The 23,175-nt window shown below is 66.6% G+C and carries 23 protein-coding genes and 1 riboswitch; of the genes, 4 read left to right on the forward strand and 19 right to left on the reverse strand.

Annotated elements, in window-relative coordinates; translation table 11 throughout:
* Window positions 1–378: 378 nt before the first annotated feature.
* From KVP70_RS24410 to KVP70_RS24480, 15 genes are all read right to left on the reverse strand, one after another.
* On the reverse strand, window positions 379–2,523 hold the full coding sequence (locus tag KVP70_RS24410; RefSeq protein ID WP_217945038.1) for a M56 family metallopeptidase: 2,145 nt from the start codon (window positions 2,521–2,523) through the stop codon (window positions 379–381).
* Between the two features lie 133 nt (window positions 2,524–2,656).
* Window positions 2,657–2,839, reverse strand: coding sequence for a hypothetical protein (locus KVP70_RS24415; RefSeq protein ID WP_217945039.1), 183 nt, complete (start codon window positions 2,837–2,839; stop codon window positions 2,657–2,659).
* 128 nt (window positions 2,840–2,967) lie between these two features.
* The gene (locus tag KVP70_RS24420; RefSeq protein ID WP_217945040.1) at window positions 2,968–4,074 is read right to left on the reverse strand and encodes an S-(hydroxymethyl)glutathione dehydrogenase/class III alcohol dehydrogenase; all 1,107 of its coding nucleotides are present in this window, start codon (window positions 4,072–4,074) and stop codon (window positions 2,968–2,970) included.
* Between the two features lie 99 nt (window positions 4,075–4,173).
* Complete coding sequence (locus KVP70_RS24425) at window positions 4,174–4,629, reverse strand: response regulator (protein WP_217945041.1); 456 nt, start codon at window positions 4,627–4,629, stop codon at window positions 4,174–4,176.
* A gap of 254 nt (window positions 4,630–4,883) precedes the next feature.
* Window positions 4,884–5,513 carry an ANTAR domain-containing response regulator gene (locus tag KVP70_RS24430; protein WP_217945042.1) on the reverse strand — a complete coding sequence of 210 codons (630 nt, stop codon included), beginning with the start codon at window positions 5,511–5,513 and terminating at the stop codon, window positions 4,884–4,886.
* Between the two features lie 70 nt (window positions 5,514–5,583).
* The gene (gene thiE, locus KVP70_RS24435) at window positions 5,584–6,228 is read right to left on the reverse strand and encodes a thiamine phosphate synthase (protein WP_217945043.1); all 645 of its coding nucleotides are present in this window, start codon (window positions 6,226–6,228) and stop codon (window positions 5,584–5,586) included.
* 9 nt (window positions 6,229–6,237) lie between these two features.
* Window positions 6,238–7,110: a bifunctional hydroxymethylpyrimidine kinase/phosphomethylpyrimidine kinase gene (gene thiD, locus KVP70_RS24440; RefSeq protein ID WP_217945044.1), complete on the reverse strand. Its 873-nt coding sequence runs from the start codon at window positions 7,108–7,110 to the stop codon at window positions 6,238–6,240.
* Window positions 7,107–7,892, reverse strand: coding sequence for a thiazole synthase (locus KVP70_RS24445; protein ID WP_217945045.1), 786 nt, complete (start codon window positions 7,890–7,892; stop codon window positions 7,107–7,109). The genes thiD and KVP70_RS24445 overlap by 4 nt, the downstream gene beginning before the upstream one ends.
* Window positions 7,893–8,001: 109 nt before the next feature.
* Window positions 8,002–8,205, reverse strand: coding sequence for a sulfur carrier protein ThiS (gene thiS / locus KVP70_RS24450; protein ID WP_217945046.1), 204 nt, complete (start codon window positions 8,203–8,205; stop codon window positions 8,002–8,004).
* A 7-nt stretch (window positions 8,206–8,212) separates the two neighbouring features.
* Window positions 8,213–10,129: a phosphomethylpyrimidine synthase ThiC gene (thiC, locus tag KVP70_RS24455; protein ID WP_217945047.1), complete on the reverse strand. Its 1,917-nt coding sequence runs from the start codon at window positions 10,127–10,129 to the stop codon at window positions 8,213–8,215.
* Between the two features lie 66 nt (window positions 10,130–10,195).
* Window positions 10,196–10,296, reverse strand: a riboswitch (TPP riboswitch).
* A 95-nt stretch (window positions 10,297–10,391) separates the two neighbouring features.
* Complete coding sequence (locus KVP70_RS24460; protein ID WP_217945048.1) at window positions 10,392–10,910, reverse strand: hypothetical protein; 519 nt, start codon at window positions 10,908–10,910, stop codon at window positions 10,392–10,394.
* Window positions 10,911–10,926: 16 nt separating this feature from the next.
* Window positions 10,927–11,517: a PAN domain-containing protein gene (locus KVP70_RS24465; RefSeq protein ID WP_217945049.1), complete on the reverse strand. Its 591-nt coding sequence runs from the start codon at window positions 11,515–11,517 to the stop codon at window positions 10,927–10,929.
* A gap of 26 nt (window positions 11,518–11,543) precedes the next feature.
* Complete coding sequence (locus KVP70_RS24470; RefSeq protein ID WP_217945050.1) at window positions 11,544–11,885, reverse strand: hypothetical protein; 342 nt, start codon at window positions 11,883–11,885, stop codon at window positions 11,544–11,546.
* A gap of 118 nt (window positions 11,886–12,003) precedes the next feature.
* On the reverse strand, window positions 12,004–13,140 hold the full coding sequence (locus KVP70_RS24475; protein WP_217945051.1) for a WG repeat-containing protein: 1,137 nt from the start codon (window positions 13,138–13,140) through the stop codon (window positions 12,004–12,006).
* A 42-nt stretch (window positions 13,141–13,182) separates the two neighbouring features.
* On the reverse strand, window positions 13,183–13,593 hold the full coding sequence (locus tag KVP70_RS24480; RefSeq protein WP_217945052.1) for a hypothetical protein: 411 nt from the start codon (window positions 13,591–13,593) through the stop codon (window positions 13,183–13,185).
* Window positions 13,594–13,924: 331 nt separating this feature from the next.
* On the opposite strand from KVP70_RS24480, the gene KVP70_RS24485 reads away from it, so the two are divergent.
* A complete protein-coding gene (locus KVP70_RS24485) occupies window positions 13,925–15,148 on the forward strand; it encodes a DUF4382 domain-containing protein (RefSeq protein WP_217945053.1) in 1,224 nt (407 codons plus the stop codon).
* A 23-nt stretch (window positions 15,149–15,171) separates the two neighbouring features.
* Here KVP70_RS24485 and KVP70_RS24490 read toward each other — a convergent pair whose 3' ends face one another.
* Window positions 15,172–16,044: a sterol desaturase family protein gene (locus KVP70_RS24490; RefSeq protein ID WP_217945054.1), complete on the reverse strand. Its 873-nt coding sequence runs from the start codon at window positions 16,042–16,044 to the stop codon at window positions 15,172–15,174.
* 120 nt (window positions 16,045–16,164) lie between these two features.
* Here KVP70_RS24490 and KVP70_RS24495 point away from each other — a divergent pair, with 120 nt between their 5' ends.
* Entirely contained in the window at window positions 16,165–16,758 is a 594-nt protein-coding gene (locus KVP70_RS24495) for a TetR/AcrR family transcriptional regulator (RefSeq protein WP_217945055.1), read from the forward strand.
* Window positions 16,759–16,835: 77 nt separating this feature from the next.
* Entirely contained in the window at window positions 16,836–17,066 is a 231-nt protein-coding gene (locus KVP70_RS24500) for a type II toxin-antitoxin system HicB family antitoxin (protein WP_217945056.1), read from the forward strand.
* Between the two features lie 11 nt (window positions 17,067–17,077).
* Here KVP70_RS24500 and KVP70_RS24505 read toward each other — a convergent pair whose 3' ends face one another.
* Both KVP70_RS24505 and KVP70_RS24510 read right to left on the reverse strand, forming a co-directional pair.
* On the reverse strand, window positions 17,078–17,893 hold the full coding sequence (locus tag KVP70_RS24505; RefSeq protein WP_217945057.1) for a crotonase/enoyl-CoA hydratase family protein: 816 nt from the start codon (window positions 17,891–17,893) through the stop codon (window positions 17,078–17,080).
* 75 nt (window positions 17,894–17,968) lie between these two features.
* A complete protein-coding gene (locus KVP70_RS24510) occupies window positions 17,969–19,522 on the reverse strand; it encodes a M20/M25/M40 family metallo-hydrolase (RefSeq protein WP_217945058.1) in 1,554 nt (517 codons plus the stop codon).
* Between the two features lie 204 nt (window positions 19,523–19,726).
* Between KVP70_RS24510 and KVP70_RS24515 the strand changes: the two genes are divergently transcribed.
* Window positions 19,727–22,522 carry a valine--tRNA ligase gene (locus KVP70_RS24515; protein WP_217945059.1) on the forward strand — a complete coding sequence of 932 codons (2,796 nt, stop codon included), beginning with the start codon at window positions 19,727–19,729 and terminating at the stop codon, window positions 22,520–22,522.
* Between the two features lie 105 nt (window positions 22,523–22,627).
* Here the strand turns inward: KVP70_RS24515 and KVP70_RS24520 are convergent, their stop codons facing one another.
* Window positions 22,628–23,053, reverse strand: a complete 426-nt coding sequence (locus tag KVP70_RS24520; RefSeq protein WP_217945060.1) for an Lrp/AsnC family transcriptional regulator — start codon at window positions 23,051–23,053, stop codon at window positions 22,628–22,630.
* Window positions 23,054–23,175: the final 122 nt, after the last annotated feature.

A 23,175-nucleotide genomic window follows, 5' to 3' on the forward strand; every position in this document is an offset into this window, starting at 1 on the left:
ATCATCCGCACCACTTCCAGCTTCAGGCTGGGCTCGAATGTCTTACGTTTTCTTGTTGTCATGCTTTAACTCCTCAGATGGTGGATTTTCCACCTATTGAGGTGTCCGGGCAAATTAGACCACAGCATCGAGGTGCCCTACAGTCCGCCGAGTTTTTCGCCAACTGCTGCTTACGTTCCGCCAAGTCCTATACAGCACCGGGGGGGCAATGGGTGCCGATTGGACCCTGTTGGCGCAGGTAGCCGCTAGGCACGTGTCCCTCCGGCACGATCCCGATCAGGTACTTCTACATCGCTGACTGGCGCTACCGGCAGCGCCAGTCGGCCGGCGATCGCACGGACGGTCTGTTGCGCGCGGCCCGGCATTCTGACCCCAATTTTATGCGGATGGTGCGGGGACGGCTTTGCCGGCCTTGATGGCGTCCTTGATCAGCTCTTTCATGGCGCGCCCGGCTTCGCGGCTGGCCTTGGCTTGCTCGCGGCCCAGCTCGCCCATGGCCTGGCCCAGTTCAGCCATCGGCTTGCCGGCTTCCGACATCTGCTTGCTCAGCGCTTGCAGCGGCTCTCGCATGGACTGGATCTTCGCCAGCTTCGGCGACAATTCACGCTGGTATTGCGCGATCTGGCTCTGCAATGGCGCCATTTCCGCTTGCAAGGCGGCTTGACGCTCGCGGAAGCGGCGTAGCTTTTCCGGCGTCGGATCGTCGCCCAGTTCGCGCGCGGCCCGCTCGATGCGGCGACCGATCGCTTCCTGTTGGCGGGACACCCGTTCAGCCAGACGCTGCTGGCCGTCCATGGCCAACAAGGCTTTGCTGTTGGCATCCTGGCCCAGCTTGTCCATCTCCCGGCCCAGCGCATCCATGACTTTGCCTTGCGCATCCATTTTCTTGCCTTGCTCATCCATCTTCGCACCGATGCGGTTGACGGCGGCCCACGCTTCATCGGCCTTGGCGATGGCCGCCGGGTCCTGGATCAGGTAGACCTTGTCGCCGTCGCGGAACCAGATGAAGTCGCCCTTGACGGCCCGGCGTGCCTGCTCGATCTTGGACAGGTCCTGTCGCGTGGCCGAGACCGTCATGCCTTCCTTGTTGGCGTGTACCAGCGCATAGCCGGACCGCTGGCCGTCGCGGCTGGAGAAGCTGGCGCGCTCAAAGCGCTCGTTTTGCACCCAAGCTGGCGGCGCAGGGGGAGCGGGCGCTGCCGCAGGTGCCGCAGGTGCCGCAAGGGCAGCTGGTGCCGCCGGAGCGGCTGGTGCTGCCGGCGGGGCCGGCATCGCGGGGGCAGCCGCCAACAGGCGCGGAGGCTTGGGTGGCTTGGATGACTTGGCCGGAGCCGCAGGAGCTGGCAGCTCGGCGATGGCTGCCGGCTCCGCGGGCGCAGCCGGGGAGGCAGGCGCAGGCGCTGCGGGCGGCTGTGCTGGATCGGCCTGCGCGGCGTCGGCCACCTGGCTGACCTGCTCCATCCGCGCGGCGGCGGCGGCCGGCGGCTGCGGCGCGGCGTGGGCGTAGAACACCGCGCCGGCGGCGAACAAACCGATCAGGGGCAAGGCCATTTTCCAGCTGACCGGTTCAACATCGGGACGCAGCAGGCGTTTGATACGAGACATGAGATTTCCTCCGTGAGCCGCGTGGGCTAGTTGTGTGGTGTCGAACTGAAACCGATCCAGTTCCGACAGGGCCTGCGCCAGCCTCCGGGGCTGGCCTAGCATGTCCACCGCGAGGTCGTCGGCGATTTGTTCCCGCTCGATCCGTATCCTGCGTGACAGTGCCCAAACACTAGGGTGATAGAACAGCACGATTTCGATCGCGCTTTGAATCAGGTTGACCAGGTAGTCGTGCCGCTTGATGTGCGCCAGCTCGTGCGCCAGCAGGGCTTCCAGCAGATCGGGCGACATGCCGCTGACCAGCGCCGTCGGCACCAGCACGATGGGACGCCAGCAGCCGGCCGTGATCGGGCTGTCCAGCAGATCGGCCACGCCCAGCCGCACATGGCGTTCGATGTCGAAGCGGCGCGCCAGTTCGGACAGGCGCCGCTGCCAGTAATGATTGACCGTGTATTCGCCGGCGCGGGTGCGCTCGGCCACCCACTTCAGGCCCAGCGCCAGGCGCAGCGACATCAGCGCCGCACCGGCCAGCCACAGGCCGACCACCCACGGCAACTGGCGCCGCAGCACCGCTTCAAACGAGGAGAAAGTGCCGTCGCCCAGCAGGCCGGGCGCGGCGGCTGCGGCGGCCTGGCCGGCGGCGTCCGCCGTGCCGGCGCCCTGCCCGGCCAGCACGCTCAACAGAGTGAAGGAACCGGCGCCGTGGTCGGCGTCGGCCAGCTGGGCCAGGATGCCGGCCAGCGGCAGCGCCGCGCACAACAACATGCCGGCGCAGGCCACGGCATAGCGGGTCTGCGGGCGAGCGCCGCGCAGCGCATGCATCGCCAGCGCCACGGCCCAGCCGATCAACAGGCCTTGCCAGATGAAGTGCAGCAGCGCCCAGCCGACGGCGGGCACCAGGGCGGCCAGGACGCCGTTCATGAGCGTCCCGCCTGCCGTGAAATCTTATGATCGCGTATCGCTTCCATTGCGCACTCCCCAGTTGATGGATGTAGAATAAATTATCTAGATGACGATGTCTAGAACTTTTTTTCTACATTCATCCAGCCGGGTTTTAGTGGGCGCGTTTGGCGCTGATGGTGACGACTGGCATCTTGACGCCGTCCACCACCACCATCTTGACCGAGCCGGCGTCGATCGCCGGGGTGGCGCGCACCTGGGCGCTGGCGTAGCCGGTGGCGCACAGGATGACGGCGCTGGCGACGAAGATGATTTCCATGTTTTTCAGTACGTTCATGATGTTTCTCCTTCAGTGGTGGGCCTTGCTTCCATGACTCCACTGTAGACAAACACGCCGCCGAACGCGCGCGGATTGCGACGGAATGCAGCTAACCCGGAGCCAGCTGCATTCCGCCGCGACAGGCGTCAGTAAATCACCACCGAGCGGATCGATTCGCCGCTTTTCATCAGATCGAAGCCTTCGTTGATGCGTTCCAGCGGCAGGCGATGGGTGATCAGGTCGTCGATATTGAGCTTGCCTTCCATGTACCAGTCGACGATCTTCGGCACGTCGGTGCGGCCGCGCGCGCCGCCGAAAGCGGAACCCTTCCACACCCGGCCGGTGACCAGCTGGAACGGACGGGTCGATATCTCCTGCCCCGCCGCCGCCACGCCGATGATGATCGACTGGCCCCAGCCCTTGTGGCAGCACTCGAGCGCCTGGCGCATGGTGGTGGTGTTGCCGATGCACTCGAAGCTGTAGTCGGCGCCGCCGTCGGTCAGCCCGACGATGGTGTCGACCACGTTCTCCACTTCCTTCGGATTGACGAAGTGGGTCATGCCGAACTTGCGCGCCATCTCCTGGCGGGCCGGATTGATGTCGACCCCGATGATCTTGTCGGCGCCCACCATCCTGGCGGCCTGGATCACGTTCAGGCCGATGCCGCCCAGGCCGAACACCACCACGTTCGCGCCCGCCTCGACCTTGGCCGTGAACAGCACCGCGCCGACGCCGGTGGTGACGCCGCAACCGATGTAGCACACCTTGTCGAACGGCGCGTCCTCGCGGATCTTGGCCAGCGCGATCTCCGGCACCACGATGTAGTTGGAGAAGGTCGACGTGCCCATGTAGTGGTAGATCGGCTTGCCGTCGATCGAGAAGCGGCTGGTGGCGTCCGGCATCAGGCCGCGGCCCTGGGTCGAGCGGATCGACTGGCACAGGTTGGTCTTCTGCGACAGGCAGAATTTGCACTGGCGGCATTCCGGCGTGTACAGCGGGATGACGTGGTCGTCCTTCCTGAGCGACTTGACGCCGGGGCCGACGTCGACCACCACGCCGGCGCCCTCATGGCCGAGGATGGCCGGGAAGATGCCTTCCGGATCGGCGCCGGACAAGGTGTAGTAATCGGTGTGGCAGATGCCGGTGGCCTTGATCTCGACCAGCACCTCGCCTTCGCGCGGGCCGCCCAGTTCCACTTCCTCGATCGTCAGCGGTTTGCCCGCCTGCCATGCGATAGCTGCTTTGGTTTTCATTGTTCGTCCTGTGGCTGCGTTGTTCGGGGCACCGGAACGGGAGGCCGTTCCGGTGGTCCGCCATGATAGCAAGCCGGGGACGATCTGTGGCGCGTGCGACTACTGGGGTTCGACCGGCATCGCCGAACCGATGCCCAGCAGGTCCGACACCGCGCGCCACAGCTGGCGCGGCGAGGTCCACGGCTTGGGCAGGAAGGCGCTGCCGGCCGTGTGGCGCTCGGGATGGCGCGCCGAATACACCAGCACGCGGGCGTCGCCCTGGTGCTGGTACAGCAGCGGCAGCAGGCTGGCGCCGTCGCCGTCGGGCAGGTCGGGGTCCATCACCACCAGCGCGAACTGCTGGTGTCGCAGCAGGTCGAGCGCATCGGCCAGGGTGGAGGCGTGGGTGACCCGGGTCTCCGGCACCAGCAGCGTGGACAGCACCAGCGCGGCGTCGAAGTCCTTGTCGATATGCAGCACACGGGGCGCTTCCGCGAAAATCGAAAAGCCGATCGCGGCACCGCCGTCCTGCTCGCTGAAAGGCCGATAGCTGTCCTGGGAATATTCGTTCGTCATCAGTGTCTCCGCACACAAAAACAAAGGGATCGCGGCGCCGGCAGCACGGGGCTGGCAGGACAACGCAGGGGTCGGCGGAGTTGGGCCGAAGGGATACGGACGGCCGCAGGGAACAGGCGGCTGGGGAGGCGGCAGGCGCAGGTTGGAGGCCCCGCCGCACTACGAAGCGGACAGGACTGGCCTGCCGCTGATAGACACAGTCTACATGAAGAGTACCGCAAAGCAAGAAAATACCGCAAAAATACCGCCGGCGTTTACTTTTTCAGACGCTGGTTGAAGGCCACGTGCAAACTGTTCAAGGTTTCCTCGGCGGCCAGCAGCTGGTCGGCCACCTCGTTGACCTTGCGGCGGTTGGAGCGGGCGTGGTCGCGCAGCACTTCGAAGGCGGTGTTGCGGTCGGTCTGGAACTTGCACATCAGCAGGCCGACGGCCAGGCTGGTCTCGCGCCCGGCGGCCAGCGCAGCGTTCAGATTGAGCTCGGTGCGGCGCAGCTGGCGGATTTCGTCGGCGCGCGCCAGGCCGGCGGCGAACGCCGGCATCAGGTGTTTTTCGTCGACCGGCTTGACCAGGAAGCCGACCGCGCCATACGAGGCGGCCTGCTTGCCGGCGTCGGCGTCGCCGCGCCCGGACAGGAACATGAAGGGCACCGAGCTGGTGGCGTGCAACTGCTTGGCCAGCTCCAGCCCGTTCATGCCGGGCATATGGATGTCGAGCAGGGCCAGGTCTGGTTCGCGCTGGGCGATCTGCTCCAGCGCCTGTTCGGCCGACGAGGCCTTGAGGATGTCGTAGCCGGCGTGGCCCAGCACCTCGCCCAGGAAATCGAGCAGCAGTGGGTCATCGTCGACGATCAGAATCAGACGCTTCGGGCTGGAAGGGACATTCATGTGGCGGCAACCTTAGGCTTAAGCTAACCCACCAATTATAAGGCGGAAAACCGCCCGTCATGCCAGCCTTTTATCGGCCCGTATGTTTGTCGGCATAAAGCCGCAGGAACGCGGCCACGGCGGCGCCGACATCGTCGGCCTGGTAGACGCTGCTGATGGCCGCCACCATGGAGGCGCCGCGCGCGGCCAGCGGCGCGGCGTTGTCCGGCGTCATGCCGCCGATCACCACGGTCGGCACGCGGACCACCTCGCGCGCCTGGTCGAGGATCTCCATCTTGGTAGTCACTGCATATTTTTTCACGCGCGACGGGTAGAAACCGCCGAACGCCACGTAGCTGGCGCCGGCCGCCTGGGCCGCCAGCGCGCGCGGCAGGTCGCCATAGCAGGAGGCGCCGATGATCTTGTCCGCCCCCAGCCGGGCGCGCACCTGCGCCACGTCGGCATCGGTGCCGCCGAGGTGGACGCCGTCGGCGCCGAGCTGCTCGCACAGCTCGACGTAATCATTGACGATGAAGGGCACGCCGTAGCGCCTGCACAACGCCAGCAAGGCGCCCGCTTGATCCAGCCGCTGTTGCGGGCCGGCTTCCTTGTGGCGGTATTGCAGCATCGCCACGCCCGGCCGCGCGCCGTGGGCGGCGGCCAGCGCCTGTTCGCTCAGCTCCAGCATCCGGCTGGTGTCGTCCCAGTTGGGGGTAACCAAATAAAGTCCTTGCATGGTGTGCTCTCAAATCAAAGGTAGGCGCTGCGGGATGCGCTGTCCGGCGGCCACCGTGTAGGCGCCGCGCAGCGCGCGATAGCAATACTGTTGCGCCAGTTCCAGCGCGCGTTCCATCGACATGCCCAGCGCCAGCTGGCCGGCGATGGCCGACGCCAGCGTGCAGCCGCTGCCGTGGAATTCGCCGGCCAGGCGCGGCCAGCTCCAGTGGCGCGCCTCTTGCGACGGTTCGGTGTCGGACAGGCGTGGCGCCGGCGTTGCGCCGGGGCCGAACCAGCGGTTGACCACTTCTTCGCCATCGCCGTGGCCGCCGGTGATCAGCACGTGGCGGCAGCCGCGCGCGCGCAAGGCCTGCGCCTGCGCGGTCGGCTCGGCGGCGCCGGTCAGCGCCAGCGCTTCCGGGCCGTTGGGGGTGAGCACCGTCACCAGCGGCAGCAGCGGCGCCAGCGCCTGCACCGCGTCGTCGCGCGACAGCAGGTCGCCGTGGCCGCTGGCCAGCACCGGGTCCAGCACCACCGGCAGCTCCGGCTGGCGCGCGCGCAGGCGGCCGATGATCTCGGCGATCGCCAGCGCGTTGGCGGCGCTGCCGGGGATGCCGATCTTCACCGCGCGCACCGTCATCTTGTCGACCAGCGCCTGCGCCTGGCGCAGCACCATGGCGCCGTCGACCGGCTGCACGCCGTAGACGCGGTCGTTGTCCTGCACCGTCAGCGCGGTGGCCACGGTGAGCGCGTGCGCGCCCTGCCCGGCCACCGCCTGCAGGTCGGCGGCGATGCCGGCGCCGCCGGACGGATCGAGTCCGGCGAACACCAGCACGCACGGCCGCGCCACCAGTTGCGCCATCAGCTGCGCCGCCACTTGCGAGGACAGCCGCTCGCTCATGCCAGCCGGCCCGCTATCGGCGACGACGGCGAGGCCGCGAACTTGCGGGCGATGCGGCCCGCCAGGTAAGCCTCGCGGCCGGCCTGCACGGCCAGCTTCATGGCGCGCGCCATGCGCACCGGATCGCGCGCGCCGGCGATGGCGGTGTTCATCAGCACGCCGTCGCAGCCCAGCTCCATGGCGATGGCGGCGTCCGAGGCCGTGCCGACGCCGGCATCGACCAGCACCGGCACCTTGGCCTGGTCGATGATCAGCGACAGGTTCCACGGGTTGAGGATGCCCATGCCCGAGCCGATCAGCGAGGCCAGCGGCATCACCGCCACGCAGCCGATCTGCTCCAGCAGCTTGGCCTGGATCGGATCGTCGCTGCAGTAGACCATGACGTCGAAGCCGTCCCTGACCAGCGCCTCGGCGGCGATCAGGGTTTCCGGCATGTGCGGGAACAGCGTCTTCTCGTCGCCCAGCACTTCCAGCTTGACCAGCTTGTGGCCGTTGAGCAGTTCCCGCGCCATCTGCAGCGTGTAGACCGCGTCCTTGGCGGTGTAGCAGCCGGCCGTGTTGGGCAGGATGGTGTACTGCGACGGCGGCAGCACGTCGAGCAGGCTGGGCGCCTTCGGGTCCTGGCCGATGTTGACGCGGCGGATCGCCACGGTGATGATTTCCGCTTCGGCGGCGTCGGTCGCCTCGCGGGTCTGCGGCAGGTCCTTGTACTTGCCGCTGCCGACCAGCAGCCGCGATTTGTAGCTCTTGCCTGCGATGGTGAGCAAGTCTTGATTGTCCATGATGGTTCCTTATCCTTGGGGGTCAAGTCTGACATTCGGACACGGCCTCTGCCGTAGCGGCGGCTACGGCAGAGGCCGTGTCCGAATGTCAGACTTGACCCCATTAAAATTAGCCGCCGCCGATGGCGCGCACGATGTCGACCTGGTCCTGCGGCTGCAGCTCGCGCTGCGGCCACTGCTGGCGCGGCACCACCGCGCGGTTGACCGCCAGCGCCAGCGCCTGCCCGGTCAGCGACAGCGCATCGATCAACTGAGCTAGCGTCTGCCGCGGCGGCACCTGGTAGGGGGCGCCGTTCAATTCGATGTCGATCATGCCGGCCTCACAGCTTGCGGTACAGCTCGGCGCCGTTCTTGATGAACTCCACCGCCTTGACCTGCATGCCCTGCTGCAGCGCCGCGCCGTCGGACACGCCGTTGGCCTTGGCGTACTCGCGCACCTCCTGGGTGATCTTCATCGAGCAGAAATGCGGGCCGCACATCGAGCAGAAGTGCGCCACCTTGGCCGAATCCTTGGGCAGGGTCTCGTCGTGGAATTCGCGCGCCTTGTCCGGATCGAGGCCGATGTTGAACTGGTCGTCCCAGCGGAACTCGAAGCGCGCCTTCGACAGCGCGTTGTCGCGGATCTGCGCGCCCGGATGCCCCTTGGCCAGGTCGGCGGCATGCGCGGCGATCTTGTAGGTGATGATGCCGTCCTTGACGTCGTTCTTGTCGGGCAGGCCCAGGTGCTCCTTGGGCGTGACGTAGCACAGCATGGCGGTGCCGTACCAGCCGATCTGCGCGGCGCCGATGCCGGAGGTGATGTGGTCGTAGCCGGGCGCGATGTCGGTGGTCAACGGGCCCAAGGTGTAGAACGGCGCTTCGTGGCACTGTTCCAGCTGCAGGTCCATATTCTCCTTGATCAGCTGCATCGGCACGTGGCCGGGGCCTTCGATCATCACCTGCACGTCGTGCTTCCAGGCGATCTGGGTCAGCTCGCCCAGCGTCTTCAGTTCGCCCAGCTGGGCTTCGTCGTTGGCGTCGTAGATCGAGCCGGGACGCAAGCCGTCGCCCAGCGAGAACGAGACGTCGTAGGCCTTCATGATGGCGCAGATCTCTTCGAAGTGCGTGTACAGGAACGATTCCTGGTGGTGCGCCAGGCACCACTTGGCCATGATCGAGCCGCCGCGCGAGACGATGCCGGTCAGGCGCTTGGCCGTCATCGGCACGTAGCGCAGCAGCACGCCGGCGTGGATGGTGAAGTAGTCGACGCCCTGCTCGGCCTGCTCGATCAGGGTGTCGCGGAAGATCTCCCAGGTCAGGTCCTCGGCCTTGCCGTTGACCTTTTCCAGCGCCTGGTAGATCGGCACGGTGCCGATCGGGACCGGGCTGTTGCGGATGATCCATTCACGGGTTTCGTGGATGTGCTTGCCGGTCGACAGGTCCATGACGTTGTCGCCGCCCCAGCGGATGGCCCAGGTCATCTTCTCGACTTCCTCGCCGATCGACGAGGTGACGGCGGAGTTGCCGATGTTGGCGTTGATCTTGACCAGGAAATTGCGGCCGATGATCATCGGTTCGATTTCCGGGTGGTTGATGTTGGCCGGGATGATGGCGCGGCCGCGGGCGATTTCCTCGCGCACGAATTCGGGCGTGATGGTGGCCGGGATGCTGGCGCCGAACGACTGGCCCGGATGCTGGCGGCCCATCAGGTCGGCCAGGCGCTGGCCCATCGGGCCGGAGTTCTTCAGGTCTTCCATGTACTCCTGGCGGCGCAGGTTTTCGCGGATGGCGACGAATTCCATCTCGGGCGTGACGATGCCCTGGCGCGCATAGTGCATCTGCGTGACGTTTTTTCCGGCCTGCGCGCGGCGCGGCTTGCGGTGCAGGTTGAAGCGCAGCTCGGCCAGCGCCGGGTCCGCCAGGCGGGCCTGGCCGTATTCGGAGGTGGGGCCGTCCAGTTCCTCGGTGTCGTTGCGCTCCAATATCCACGGCAGGCGCGGCGTCGCGGCCAGGCCGGAGCGGATGTCGATCACCGCGTCCGGGTCGGTGTACGGGCCGGAGGTGTCGTAGACGTAGATGGCCGGATTGGCCTCGAAGCCAAAGGACGCCGGCGTGTCGGACTGGGTGATCTGGCGCATCGGCACGCGGATGTCGGGACGGCTGCCTTCGACGTAGACTTTGCGGGAATTCGGCAAGGGCTTGATGGCTGCCTCGTCCACCGTGGCGGTGGCGGAGAGGAATTTGGCGTTGGCGTTCATGTGGCTCCTTCGTTAGCTACAGGAGCCAGCAAAGGAGATTGGACGGCGCCGGTCCACTGGGTGTGGCGGCATTGTCCTAAGCTTCCCTTCGCTGGCATTATCCAGATCAGGTTCGGAGGGTATTTCTCACCCGCGCATCGCAATGCGCAGGACCCCTAGCGTGTGCCACCTTGCGGCAGCGCTGCGATTATACGCCGCGCCGCGCCGCGCGGACAATGTCCGCGCAAAAAAAACCGCCATACCCGGTATCACGCCACGCGGGCTAGCCGGATGCGGGCGGGGCGCCGCGCGCCAAGCGCGGCACGGCGTAGAGCAACAACGCCAGCGCCGCCAGCGGCATGCCCACTTCCAGCTGATAGCCCGGCAGCAAATGCGCGCGCCACAACAGCCAGGCCAAGGCGGCCGCGCTGCCCAGACACAGCAAGGGCTCGGCCCGCGCCGCGCGGACGCCCGCCGTCGGCGCCACCACCACGGCCAGTTGCAGCACGGCCGGCCAGAAGAACACGAGCAAGCCGGCCAGGCTGTAGGTATCGCCCCAGGAAAACGCCTCGTATGGGCTAAATTCCAGCCGCCCGGGCAGCGTCGGAGGGGCCGGCGATCCGGCGTGCGGCGCAACGGCGGCCGGGGCCGCAGCGGCCGGCGCGGACGCCGCACGCGCCACGCCGGGCGGCTTGCCCTGCGTGCTGCAGCTATACAGCGGCAGGAAGAAACAAACTGCCAGGATCAACGCGGCCAGGCGTTTCAAGCCCGCCAGCGAACGGGGCGCGACGACGAAGTTCATGCTATTCCCCTCGCGCTCAGTCGGACGATTTGACGCCGGAAACGCAACAATCGTTATTGCTCGCTGGTGGCACCGTGCGTTTCAACCAGCAGCGCGAGACCCGTCCCTGCACGCCCGGCCTGACCCAGCTGAAACTGCGGCACTGGGCATCCTGTTCGCAGCGCGCGGCGCAGCTGCCGGCGTCACCGCCGCCGGGCTCGCTCCAGGCATCGTTGTAGTCGCCGCCGTAACGGTTAATCCCGGACTGCAAGTTCTGGATCGAGCCGCCACCACCACCGCCCGGCCCCCCATCCGTACCCGCGCCCCCGCCATGACAGCGCCCCAGCTTGACCACCTTGTCCGGCATATCGTCAAAGAAGGGGCTGAACAGACGCTGAAACTGGTCGGCGTCGTGATGATTGGCGGCGACGCGCACCCGCACGTACTCGGGCTGACGATCATAGCGGGCCGGAACGGGCGAGATCACGTACTGGATATTGCAGGGGTCACCCCACGGCAAGTTGGGATTCATGCGGTTGGCCCACACCCCCCACGGCTCGGCGCCTTGGGCGACGCACAGGCAAGGCAGCACCAGCAGCGCGGCCAACATCGATAGCGGCTTTTTCATCACAGTCTCCGGGCATGGTGGATGGATCAGGGATGCAGCAGGTTGACGGTGGTTTCCGTGATGTCGACGCCATGCCGGAAATTGAAATATATGTCCGAGCATTCGCCGGCCAGCGGCCGGCCGTTGCGGTCGCCGCACCAGCGGATTTCCGCCACCCAGTTGGCGCCGAATTTGAGTGCGGCGGTGCGCGGGCCGTTGATCGTGTACAGGGTCTGGCTGGTGGCCCAGTACACCGCGGTCTTGCCGGCCGGGTCGGGGCCGTCGCGGAACGAGATCAAGCCCTGGTACAACGAGACGGGCTCGACCGCTTGAACCATGGGCGCGGCGCTGGCGGCCACGAACAGACACAGGGCAAGTTGCAGTTTCATGCTGGACTCCTTTGGGTGGGTGCTTCGACGGGGATGCCTGCTTAACGCCCACAATTTCTTATCAGTTGACAATAATCAGTGCCATTTAGAAATACTATGGGGAGGCCGGTCAGACGCTTCACCGCACCGGCGCCAGGCCGTCGGCGAAGTCGCCGGCCTCCATGTAGCGAGGTGGAATGACGAACCGACCGTCGCGGTCGAGATAGCCCCACAGCACCCCGCAGCGGGCGGCCGCCAGGCCATCGGCGTAGGGACGCATGGCGTTGACGCGCTGCCCGCCGTCGCAGGTGACGGAGGCGGCGGCGCCGCCGGGGGATATGGCGGACGCGCTGGACGCGGCCGGCGGCGCCAGCGGTCCAGCAGCCGCCGGCGCCGCCACGCGCTGGCCGAGGCGGTCGATCTGCTGCCAGCCGCCGTCGACGCGCACCATCGCCTGCCCCGCAGCAAAGGACATGGCTCGCTCAAAGCGGCGCGGCAGTGTCAGCCGTCCCTGCCGATCGACATAGCCCCAGCGCGCCACCTGCAAGGTGCGCAGCAGGTCCGCCGCCAGCACGGCGCGCGTGCCCTTCCCGCCTTTCGCCGTGGCGCGCAGCGTCCGCTCGAAGCGGTCATGGTCCATCCAGTCGAGCGCATCGGTCAACGGCAGCGTGGCGAGCTTGATGTCGGTGGCGCCGCGCCGGCGGCCCGGTTGCCGCCACGCGGCCAGCAAGGCCTCGTAATGCGCTTCGAACTCGCCGTGCGGCGCCGCCGGCACCTCCGGCGGCGCCTGCCGCCACTCTGGCAGACAGGCGCCGCACCAGCCCTGGATCAAGCGCATCAACGCCAGGCCGGCAGCGCGCTGGTCCAACGCCGCCAGCCGGCCGCCGTCCGTCACCTGCCACGGCAGCATGAAGGCGCAGCGACTGTCCGAGCGCAGCCTCAGCGGCGGCTGGTCGGCGATCCAGATGCGCAACTCGACCGCCAGATACAGCGGGGTCTGCGCGGCGCCGGCCGGATCGGCATCGCAGCGCCGAACGCCGAACGCCGGCTGCGCGCCGCCGACCAGCCCGGCCAGCACGGCGCCTGGCTCGGACGGCAACACGAAGGCGCCGGCCGCGCGCCGCAGAAAATAGACTTGCTCGGTTTCCGCGGCACCGGCGCTGTCCTGCCGCGTCACGGTCAATTGCAGCGCTTCGATCGCTTCGGGCCGCACCGAAAAATCCGGTTGTGCGCCGGCCGCCGCGCACCAGCACTGCGCGCTCAACAAGACGGACAAGAAGAGACGCACGGCGCGCGACCGACGGCGTACAGGCCGGCACTAGCGCGACGGCGCGGTCTGGTAAATGGTCGCGGCCCAGGGGCCGGCCGGCTTGCCGGCGCAGGCGTAAGTGCCCTCGGCGCTGCCGACGCGGATGGTGCCGATATAGGTGCAGCCGCCGGCGGCGGAACCGCCGGCGCGGGTGATCTGGACCTGGTTGCCGACGATGGAAATAATGATGCTCGGTTCCTGCAACTGCTGGCCGTTGGGATTGCGGAAAGTGCCGCTGAAATTGGGTCCGGATTGCTGCACCCAGTCCCAGGTCCAGCCGCAACACTCGCCACCGTGCCAATGACGTCCGCGCATCGCCTCCACCGCGGCGGGCAAGTTCTCCTGGGCCCGGACCACGCCCGCCATGCTTGCCGCCAGCACTGCCGCCATTACTACGCATACCATAGTCGATCGGGTCATCATCGCCTCCGTGGTGGTATCAAGCGGATAGCCGCGCCGCGCGGCCTGCCTGTTCCCCAGTCTAGTGCCGGCGCCGGCGCGGCGCAACGACGGGCTGCATCGGTGGCGGCGGCCAGCCTGGCGCGCGGCGGAAACCGGCCACGCTGTCGCCCTGGCACAACAGTCGGCGGATAGCCCGTCATCACACGAACTGGTGTGTAACAAATGTAAAAGCCGCGCACTATGTGCGGCATTCAACATAGAAGTTTCCAAATGGAACGCACAATATCCCCACAGCGACACCCACGTCGCCACAACAAGCGCCGCAGGCGCGACTCTCGGGAGATCGACCATGAAACCAGCACACCCATCCCTCTACCTGGCCGCCGCGGCGGCCTTCACCGTGGCCGGCCTGAGCGCCTGTGGCGGCGGTGGCGGCGGCAGCGGCGACAGCACGCCGGTCAGCACCCTGGGCACCTTGTCGGTGTCGATGACGGACGCGCCGTCGTGCGGTTTCGACGCCGTCAACGTCACCGTCAGCAAGGTGCGCGTCAACCAGAGCAGCAGCGCCAGCGACACCGACGCCGGCTGGACCGACATCACGCTGGCCCCGGCCCGCAAGATCAACCTGCTCAACCTGACCAATGGCGCGCTGGAGGCGCTGGGACAGACCTCGCTCAGCGCCGGCCATTACACGCAGCTGCGGCTGGTGCTCGATCCCAACACCGGCAGCGGCCTGGCCAACTCCGTGGTCGTCAGCGGCGGCAGCACCGAAGTCTCGCTGGACACCCCGAGCGCGGTGCAGAGCGGCATCAAGCTGGTGAACGCCTTCGACGTCGCGGCCGGCCAGCGGGTCGACCTGGTGCTGGACTTCGACGCCTGCAAATCCATCGTCACCAAGGGCAACGGCAAGTACGCGCTGAAGCCGGTGGTGAAGGTGATCCCGACCACGCTGAACGGCATCGGCGGCTTTGTCTCGACCGCGCTGCTGGCCAGGCACGTGATGGTGTCGGCGCAGCAGAACGGCGCCATCGTCAGCGCCACCGCGCCCAACGCCAGCACCGGCGAATTCGCGCTGACCCGCCTGCCGCTGGGTAACTACGACGTGGTGGTCACGGCCGACAGCAGCGCCGCCGCCGTGGTCGGCGCGGTGCCGGTCACCAGCACCTCGGCCATGGTCGCCGTCAGCACCGCCGCCGCGCCGATCGCGCTGCCGGCCGGCGTCAGCGGCAGCATCGCCGGCGCCGTCAGCTTGACCCCGGCCAGCAGCACCGCCACCGCCTATGTCGCGGCCAAGCAGAGCTTCGTGGCCGGGCCGACCGTGACCGTCAAGTACCAGGGCGCCGACCTGGCCAGCGGCAGCTACACGCTGGCCGGCCTGCCGGTCGGCGCGCCGCAGTACGCGGTGTACAGCGCCACGCTGCCGCTGCAATTCGCCAACGCCGCCACGGTGCTGCCGGGTGCGGGCAAATACATGGTCGAGGCCAGCGCCGAGGGCTACACCACGGCCAGCCTGCCGCTGGTCGATATCTCGCTGCTCAACCAGAGCAACGTCAACTTCAACCTGAAGCCGTAAGCGCGTCCCGCTGGCTTGCCCCGCTATTTGAAGGGCAAGCCCAGCAGCCTGCCCCACTGGCGGTCGCCCGGATAGCGCGCGCGGTCGTCGACGCCGAGCCGGCGCGGCGCGGCGGCCGGAAGGCGGTAGCTGCCGAACAGCTGGTCCCAGACCGAGACGGTGGCGCCGTAGTTCCCCGCCTCGTCGCGGTCCGCGCTGTGGTGGAAGCGATGCAGCTCGGTGCCGACCAGCAGGCGGTTGAACCATCCGGCCCTGGCATCGACGTTGAAGTGCGACACCAGGCCCTGGAAGCCGCCGAACACCGACGCGGCGAACACGGCCGCCGGCGAGAAGCCGAACAGGATGGCCGGCAGCATCAGCAGCACGCGCACGTAGGCGCTGTTGATCGGATGCCCCACCACGTGCATGAACACATAGACCTCGCCGGGCAGGTGGTGGATGGCGTGGGTCTTCCACAACCAACGTGCCAGCGGGCCGCGTCCCTCGTGGCTGTAGCGGTGCACCCAATACCACAGAAAGTCCGACAGCAGCACCGCGCACACCGCTTCGGCTTGCCAGGGCAGCGTGCTGCGATGCAGCGGCAGCCCGGCGTGACGGCCGGCCAGCCAGGTCACGGCGTAGGTGGTGGCGGCGATGGTCGCGCCGTTGACGACCAGCATGGGCAGGTCGCGCCTGAGAAAGGAGGACCGGGTCATATTCCATTCGCGACGCATCGGCAGCATGCGTTCAAGCGCCACCATGGTGGCGATCATGGCCAGCAGGTAGGCCGGATAAGCCTGGCCGAGCGGGCCGAGCCAGCCGCCGACCGAGGCGTGGATAAAGGCCAGCGTGGCGGCCAGCGCGAGCGGATAGAACAGGTAGCGCGGCCAGCGCGCGGCAACACGGGTATCGGACATGGACTACACTCCTGAAGTGGACAGGTGTCCATGATCGTCCCCGGCCGCCGTTGGCGACAGCGCGAGTGGCGGGGCGATGTCCGTTAGCAGACATCCACCCGATTTATGTCCAGGAACGCCATGACCGACAGCCAACCAGAACCGGACCGCCGCGTCCTCAAGACCAAGGCCGCGCTGCGCGATGCGATGCTGGCCCTGATGGCGCCGCGCGGCTGGGACCAGATGACCATCCAGGAGATTTGCGAGCGCGCGAACGTCGGCCGCTCGACCTTTTACATGCACTACCAGAGCAAGGATGATCTGCTGTCGGAAGGGCTGAACGACCTGCGCGACATGATCGCGGCGCAAACTGCGCCAGCGCAGCTCGCTGGCTGCCACTTCCTGCCCGGCCTGCTGGATCACATGGCGCAACAGCGCGACGTATTCCGCGCCGCCATCGGCCGCCGCGGCGGACACGGGGTCGCGCGCCGCTTCAGGCAGATGGTGTTGCAGCTGGTGGAGATCGAACTGGAGCGGCGGCGGCACCCTGCGGCGGCGCGTCCGTGGGTGGCGCGCTTCGTGGCCGGCGGCATCGTCGAGGCAATGACGTGGTGGGTGGACGCGGCCGAGCCACCGCCGATCGCCACCATGCAGCGCGAGCTCGACGCGCTGGCCCAGGCCGCACTGAGCGGCAAGGACAGCATGACCATAACGGCCGCTGCAGGCACAATCTAAGACTCTCTGCGCGGCAGTATCGCGACAGCAAAGCGTTTTACTTGCGGCAGTTTGTTTTTTTTCGAGGGAATATGAACATGGATATCCTTGACGAATACCCTTATGAGATCCGCCCGCTGACCCAAGACGAGGGAGGTGGATTCCTGATCACCTATACCGATTTCTGGGGATGTTTTTCTGATGGCGAAACCATTGAGGAAGCCATCGTCAATGGCCGCGATGCGCTGATCGCGGTCATTGAAACCTTGCGAGCCGAAAACCTTCCAGTGCCCGTCCCACACAGCCGAAAAGACAGGAAGGCCGGGTAAGGCGCGCCGCGCTAGTCCTTGAACGTCGGCGGCCGCTTGCTCATGCCCGACATCATTGCTTCCTGCAGGTCGGCCGACATCAGCATGGCCGCGTTCCAGGTGGCGTTGTAGTTGAGGCCGTCCGCCACCGAGTGGTCGCGCGCGTAGGTGATCATTTCCTTCACGCCGCGGATCGCCAGCGGCGCCTTGGCCGCGATGTCGGCGGCGATGGCGCGCACGCCGGCGCCCAGCGCCTCCGGCGTGTCGAACACGCGGTTGACCAGGCGGATCTCCTTCGCTTCGGCAGCGTCGACCTTGCGCGCGGTGTAGGCCAGCTCGCGCGCCATGCCATCGCCGACCAGCTTGGGCAGGCGTTGCAAGGTGCCCACGTCGGCGGTCATGCCGATGTCGATTTCCTTGATGGAGAACCAGGCGTCGGCCGAGCAGTAGCGCATGTCGGCGCAGCAGATCAGGTCAATGCCGCCGCCGACGCAGGCGCCGTGCACGGCCGCCAGCACCGGCTTGCGGCAGCGCTCCAGGCTGGTCAGCGTGTCCTGCAGGTCGAGGATCACGCGGCGCAGGTTCTCGCGCGTGCGGCCGTCGCAGTCGTCGCGGATCTGCGGGCCCAGGCCCATCATCATCTGCAGGTCGATGCCGGCGGTGAAGGCCTTGCCCTCGCCTTCGAGCACCGCCACGCGGATCTCGGGCGTGGCGTCGATGTGCTGGAAGACGCTGCGGATGTCGTGCCACATCGCCAGGTTCATGGCGTTCAATTTCTCCGGACGGTTCAGGCGCACGGTGGCGATATGGTCGGCAACGCTGAGGGTCAAGGTTTCAAAGCTGGGCATCGGGGGCTCCTGTTGTGTATTGCTCAAGAATACTCCAGATGGGGCGGCCGCTACAAGCCGGCCGCCCTCGCCCCGCTACTGCGGCGGATAGGTCACGGTCAGCGTGTAGCTGGAGGCCGCGTAGCCGTTCAGCAGCACGTAGGCGTTGCCGTTGGCGGCGTAGGACAGGGTGCAGCTCTCGGTGCTGGTCGGGCCGTCGGACTTGCAGTCGTAGCTGGTGGTGCTGGCGGCGCCGGCCTTGCGCACATACAGGTCGGTGTCGCCGCTGCCGCTGAGTGTGGCCCTGAAGCTGCCGTTGGCCGCCACCGCGTACGGACCGTAGGCGCGGGTCTGGCCGCGGCTCAAGGTGCCGGTGTAGGTCTCGGTGCGGTCGGCCGGCGGCGTCACGCCGGCGCCGTCGCTGCCCAGCTCGACCGCGTAGGCCAGCGCCATGCGCGCGAACTTGAGCGCGTGCTCGGCCTGGCTGCCGGTGTTGGCGTAGGTGTCGTTGGCGGTGTGGATGTAGGGATCGTCCTCGCCCATGGCGGCCTCGAACGGCATCGACGACCAGTAGCCGGCCGAGGTCCACGAGGCGTGGTCGGAACAGGCGTAGCCGCACTGGTCGTAGCCGATCTTCAGGGTCGGCAGGTAGGTCGTGATCAGGTTGCCGACGAAGCTGTTCTGCGCGCTGTCGGTGTAGTCGGTGTACAGGTAGATGTCGTTGACCGAGCCCTTGTAGTTGGTCATGTCGAGCTGCATCACGCCGACCACGTTGACGTTGTTGGCCTTGTGGTTCTGGGCGATGTCCTGCGAGCCGCGCAGGCCCACTTCCTCGGCGGCGTAGCCGATCATCTTGATGGTGCGGCGCGGCTTGTAGCCGCTGGCGATCATCACCCGCAGCACCTCGGTCATGCTGGCGATGCCGGAGGCGTCGTCGTCGGCGCCGGGGGCGCGGGTGGTCTCGCTGGTGCCGGACTGGTTGATCGAATCGAGGTGGCCGCCCAGCACCACCACTTCGTTCGGGTTGTCGCTGCCGGTGATGGTCAGGATCACCGACTTCTGCGGGTAGGCCGAGTGCGTGAACTGGGTCACGGCGATGTCGCTGCGGCCGGCCGCCATCGTGCTCCAGCGCTGCTTGAGCCAGTTCGACGCGTTGACGCCGTTGTTGGTGGTGTAGTAGCGGTTGGCGTAGGACGACATGTCGACGATGGTCTGGCCGATGTTGCTGGCCTGCATCTGCGTCAACATCGGATTGACCACGCTTTGCTGGTCGATCACGTAGGACGGCCGCGCGGCCGCCAGCTGCGCGGTCCGGGCCTGGTCCTTGGCCGGCGAGAGCGCGGCGATGCCGGCCGCCTCGCTGGCGTGGAACATGAAGCCGCCGCAGCGGCGCAGCTTGCGGTGCACGGCGGCCGACAGCGCCAGCATCTGCTGCTCGTCGACTTCGACCAGGTGCAGTTTCTCCTGCCCGGCCGAGGCCGCGAAGCTGGCGCGGCTTTCGCGCGCCTGCACCTGGGGTGCGACTTTCTGCAATTGCGCATAGGCGGCGTCGCCGACGCTGATCCAGATCTTGTCGGACTGGGCCAGCGCGGAAGCCGAGGCGCCGGCGAATAAGCCGGCGATCAGCACAGCAATGATGCGAGTTGTCATTTCCGTCTCCATGTCTAAAAAACATTATTGGGACAGGCAACGGTATGCTCTTCGCGGGGGCGAGTCAAAAAACTTGCGTAATTCGACATCCAGGCGGGAAATGTCCAGAGTTTAACAAGTCAGCAACTAAACCAGCCGCGAATGTGGGCGTGGCTTGCCGCGTCATCTATAATGGTTGTTTCTCCAAATTTAATCAGCCAAATCATGGAATTAGCCAAGTCTTTCGAGCCTGCCGACATTGAACAATTCTGGCGTACCGAGTGGGAACAGCGCGGTTACTACACCGCCACCATCGACGCCGGCAAGCCTTCTTTCAGCACCCAGCTGCCGCCGCCGAACGTGACCGGCACCCTGCACATGGGCCATGCCTTCAACCAGACCATCATGGACGGCCTGACCCGCTACCATCGCATGCTGGGGCATAACACCGCCTGGATACCGGGCACCGACCACGCCGGCATCGCCACCCAGATCGTGGTGGAGCGCCAGCTGGATGCGCAGAAAATCTCGCGCCACGACCTCGGCCGCGAGGCGTTCGTCAAGAAGGTCTGGGAGTGGAAAGAGAAATCCGGCTCCACCATCACCGGCCAGATGCGCCGCCTGGGCACCTCGCCGGACTGGCAGCGCGAATACTTCACGATGGACGAGCCGCGCTCGAAAGTCGTCACCGACGTCTTCGTGCGCCTGCACGAGCAGGGCCTGATCTACCGCGGCAAGCGCCTGGTCAACTGGGACCCGGTGCTGGGCACCGCCGTCTCCGACCTGGAAGTGGTGTCGGAAGAGGAAGACGGTTCGATGTGGTACATCAAGTACCCGCTGGCCGATGGCAGCGGCTCGCTGACCGTCGCCACCACCCGTCCTGAAACCATGCTGGGCGACGTCGCCGTGGCGGTCGACCCGACCGACGAGCGCTACCTGCCGCTGGTCGGCAAGATGCTCAAGCTGCCGCTGTCGGACCGTGAAATCCCGATCATCGCCGACGAATACGTCGACAAGGAATTCGGCACCGGCTGCGTCAAGATCACGCCCGCGCACGACCTGAACGACTACGCCGTCGGCCAGCGCCACAAGCTGCCGCTGCTGACCATCATGACCCTGGAAGCGAAGATCAACGACGAAGCGCCGGTCGCCTACCGCGGCATGGACCGCTTCGTGGCGCGCAAGCAGATCGTCGCCGACCTCGACGCGCAAGGCCTGCTGGAACAGGTCAAGCCGCACAAGCTGATGGTGCCGCGCGGCGACCGCACCGGCGTCATCATCGAGCCTATGCTGACCGACCAGTGGTTCGTCGCCATGAGCAAGCCGGCGCCGGAAGGCACTTTCTTCCCGGGCAAATCGATCGCCGAAACCGCGCTGGACAAGGTCGCCAGCGGCGAGATCAAGTTCGTGCCGGAAAACTGGAGCACCACCTACAACCAGTGGCTCAACAACATCCAGGACTGGTGCATCTCGCGCCAGCTGTGGTGGGGCCATCAGATCCCGGCCTGGTACGACGACGCCGGCAACATCTTTGTCGCCAAGACCGAAGCCGAGGCGATCGCGCAAGCGGCCGCCAAGGGCAGCACCGGCCCGCTGCGCCGCGACAACGACGTGCTCGACACGTGGTTCTCGTCCGCGCTGGTGCCGTTCTCCACGCTGGGCTGGCCGGAAGAAACGCCCGACATCAAGGCCTTCCTGCCGTCGACGGTGCTGGTGACCGGCTTCGACATCATCTTCTTCTGGGTGGCGCGCATGGTCATGATGACCGCGCACTTCACCGGCAAAGTGCCGTTCAAGACGGTGTACGTGCACGGCCTGGTGCGCGACTCGACCGGCCAGAAAATGTCCAAGTCCAAGGGCAACACGCTGGACCCGATCGACCTGATCGACGGCATCGGCATCGACGCGCTGGTGCAGAAACGCACCACCGGCCTGATGAACCCGAAAGACGCCACCAAGATCGAAAAGGCCACCCGCAAGGAGTTCCCGGAGGGGATCGCCGCCTACGGCACCGACGCGGTGCGCTTCACGATGGCGTCCTACGCCTCGCTGGGCCGCAACATCAACTTCGACCTGGGCCGCGCCGAAGGCTATCGCAACTTCTGCAACAAGCTGTGGAACGCCACCCGCTTCGTGCTGATGAACACCGAGGACAAGGATTGCAGCGCCAGCGTGGCCGACCTGTCGAACGCCGACAAGTGGATCATCTCGCTGCTGCAAAAAGCCGAACTGGACGTGGCCAAGGGCTTCGAAGACTACCGCTTCGACAACATCGCCTCGACCATCTACAAGTTCGTCTGGGACGAGTACTGCGACTGGTATCTGGAAGTGGCCAAGGTCCAGGTGCAGAGCGGTACCGAGGGCCAGCAGCGCGCCACCCGCCACACCCTGCTGCGCGTGCTGGAAGTGGTGCTGCGCCTGGCGCATCCGATCATCCCGTTCGTCACCGAAGCGCTGTGGCAGGCTGTCGCGCCGCTGGCCGGCAAGACTGGCGACTCGATCATGATGCAGCCCTACCCGATCGCCAACACCGCCGCCATCGACGAATCGGCCGAGGCCTGGATGCAGCAGCTCAAGGCGCTGACCGACGCCACCCGCAACCTGCGCGGCGAAATGCAGCTGGCGCCGTCGTTGCGCGTGCCGCTGATCGTCGAGCCGACCAATGCGGCCGACAAGGCGGCGATGGCAGTGTTCGCACCGTACATCCAGTCGCTGGGCAAGCTGGCCGAAGTGCAGATCGTCGACGCGCTGCCGGAATCGCCGGCCGCCGTGTCCATCGTCGGCACGACCAAGCTGATGCTGAAGGTGGAGATCGATGTGAAGGCCGAGCGCGAGCGCCTGGCCAAGGAGATCGCCCGCGTTGAAGGCGAGATCAACAAGGCCAACGGCAAGCTGTCGAACGAAAGCTTCGTCGCCCGCGCGCCGGCCGAGGTGGTGGCGCAGGAGAAGGAACGCGTCGCCAACTTCTCCGCCACGCTGGACAAGATGCGCGAGCAGTTCGCCAAGCTGCCGGCCGCCTAGTCAAAAACCAAGGGGGTCAAGTCTGACATTCGGACACGGGCTCTGCCGTAGCGACCGCTACGGCAGAGCCCGTGTCCGAATGTCAGACTTGACCCCCGTTTTTTTTTAGCGGTCGATGCGGGTGGTCATCAGGATCGAGGTGGCGGTGCGTTCCACGCCGTCGAGCGCGCCGATGCGGTCGACCACGCCGTCCAGCTCCTCCACCGAGCCCGCTTCCACGCCGGCGATGAAATCGTATATACCGTTTACAGAATGCAGCGTGCGCACGTGGGCCAGCTTGCGCAAGGCGCTTTCGATGCCTGGCGTCAGCTTGGGCGTGGCGGTGATCATCACCAGCGCCCGCACCAGTCCGGCGCGATAGTCGGCGCTGGTGCGCACCGTGTAGCCGATCACCACGCCGGAGCGCTGCAGGCGGTCAATCCGGCTTTGCACCGTCGTGCGCGACAGGCCGAGCTTGCGCGCCAGCTCGCTGGTGGTGGCGCGCGCGTTCTCCCGCAGCAGCGCCAGCAGTTGCTGATCGATGTCGTCCATGGTTCCTTTTGCCGAGATATTCGTCATTTTGCTCAGTATATTCCCGCAATTCGTCGGCTTGCGCAATGCAATTTGCCGAACCCATCCGCACAATGATGCTACTGAATTCAAGGAGAGTATCG

Origin of the sequence: Duganella violaceipulchra (assembly GCF_019166075.1) — a bacterium.
Classification (GTDB): domain Bacteria; phylum Pseudomonadota; class Gammaproteobacteria; order Burkholderiales; family Burkholderiaceae_D; genus Rugamonas; species Rugamonas violaceipulchra.

Coding starts and splice junctions, on each gene's coding strand:
- KVP70_RS24510 (WP_217945058.1), bottom strand. CDS start 19,522: ATGACAACTCGCATCATTGCTGTGCTGATCGCCGGCTTATTCGCCGGC.
- KVP70_RS24485 (WP_217945053.1), top strand. CDS start 13,925: ATGAAACCAGCACACCCATCCCTCTACCTGGCCGCCGCGGCGGCCTTC.
- KVP70_RS24460 (WP_217945048.1), bottom strand. CDS start 10,910: ATGAACTTCGTCGTCGCGCCCCGTTCGCTGGCGGGCTTGAAACGCCTG.
- KVP70_RS24430 (WP_217945042.1), bottom strand. CDS start 5,513: ATGAATGTCCCTTCCAGCCCGAAGCGTCTGATTCTGATCGTCGACGAT.
- thiE (WP_217945043.1), bottom strand. CDS start 6,228: ATGCAAGGACTTTATTTGGTTACCCCCAACTGGGACGACACCAGCCGG.
- KVP70_RS24410 (WP_217945038.1), bottom strand. CDS start 2,523: ATGAACGGCGTCCTGGCCGCCCTGGTGCCCGCCGTCGGCTGGGCGCTG.
- KVP70_RS24480 (WP_217945052.1), bottom strand. CDS start 13,593: ATGACCCGATCGACTATGGTATGCGTAGTAATGGCGGCAGTGCTGGCG.
- thiD (WP_217945044.1), bottom strand. CDS start 7,110: ATGAGCGAGCGGCTGTCCTCGCAAGTGGCGGCGCAGCTGATGGCGCAA.
- KVP70_RS24465 (WP_217945049.1), bottom strand. CDS start 11,517: ATGAAAAAGCCGCTATCGATGTTGGCCGCGCTGCTGGTGCTGCCTTGC.
- KVP70_RS24505 (WP_217945057.1), bottom strand. CDS start 17,893: ATGCCCAGCTTTGAAACCTTGACCCTCAGCGTTGCCGACCATATCGCC.
- KVP70_RS24520 (WP_217945060.1), bottom strand. CDS start 23,053: ATGGACGACATCGATCAGCAACTGCTGGCGCTGCTGCGGGAGAACGCG.
- KVP70_RS24470 (WP_217945050.1), bottom strand. CDS start 11,885: ATGAAACTGCAACTTGCCCTGTGTCTGTTCGTGGCCGCCAGCGCCGCG.
- KVP70_RS24415 (WP_217945039.1), bottom strand. CDS start 2,839: ATGAACGTACTGAAAAACATGGAAATCATCTTCGTCGCCAGCGCCGTC.
- KVP70_RS24490 (WP_217945054.1), bottom strand. CDS start 16,044: ATGTCCGATACCCGTGTTGCCGCGCGCTGGCCGCGCTACCTGTTCTAT.
- KVP70_RS24515 (WP_217945059.1), top strand. CDS start 19,727: ATGGAATTAGCCAAGTCTTTCGAGCCTGCCGACATTGAACAATTCTGG.
- KVP70_RS24495 (WP_217945055.1), top strand. CDS start 16,165: ATGACCGACAGCCAACCAGAACCGGACCGCCGCGTCCTCAAGACCAAG.
- KVP70_RS24445 (WP_217945045.1), bottom strand. CDS start 7,892: ATGGACAATCAAGACTTGCTCACCATCGCAGGCAAGAGCTACAAATCG.
- thiS (WP_217945046.1), bottom strand. CDS start 8,205: ATGATCGACATCGAATTGAACGGCGCCCCCTACCAGGTGCCGCCGCGG.
- KVP70_RS24420 (WP_217945040.1), bottom strand. CDS start 4,074: ATGAAAACCAAAGCAGCTATCGCATGGCAGGCGGGCAAACCGCTGACG.
- thiC (WP_217945047.1), bottom strand. CDS start 10,129: ATGAACGCCAACGCCAAATTCCTCTCCGCCACCGCCACGGTGGACGAG.
- KVP70_RS24425 (WP_217945041.1), bottom strand. CDS start 4,629: ATGACGAACGAATATTCCCAGGACAGCTATCGGCCTTTCAGCGAGCAG.
- KVP70_RS24500 (WP_217945056.1), top strand. CDS start 16,836: ATGGATATCCTTGACGAATACCCTTATGAGATCCGCCCGCTGACCCAA.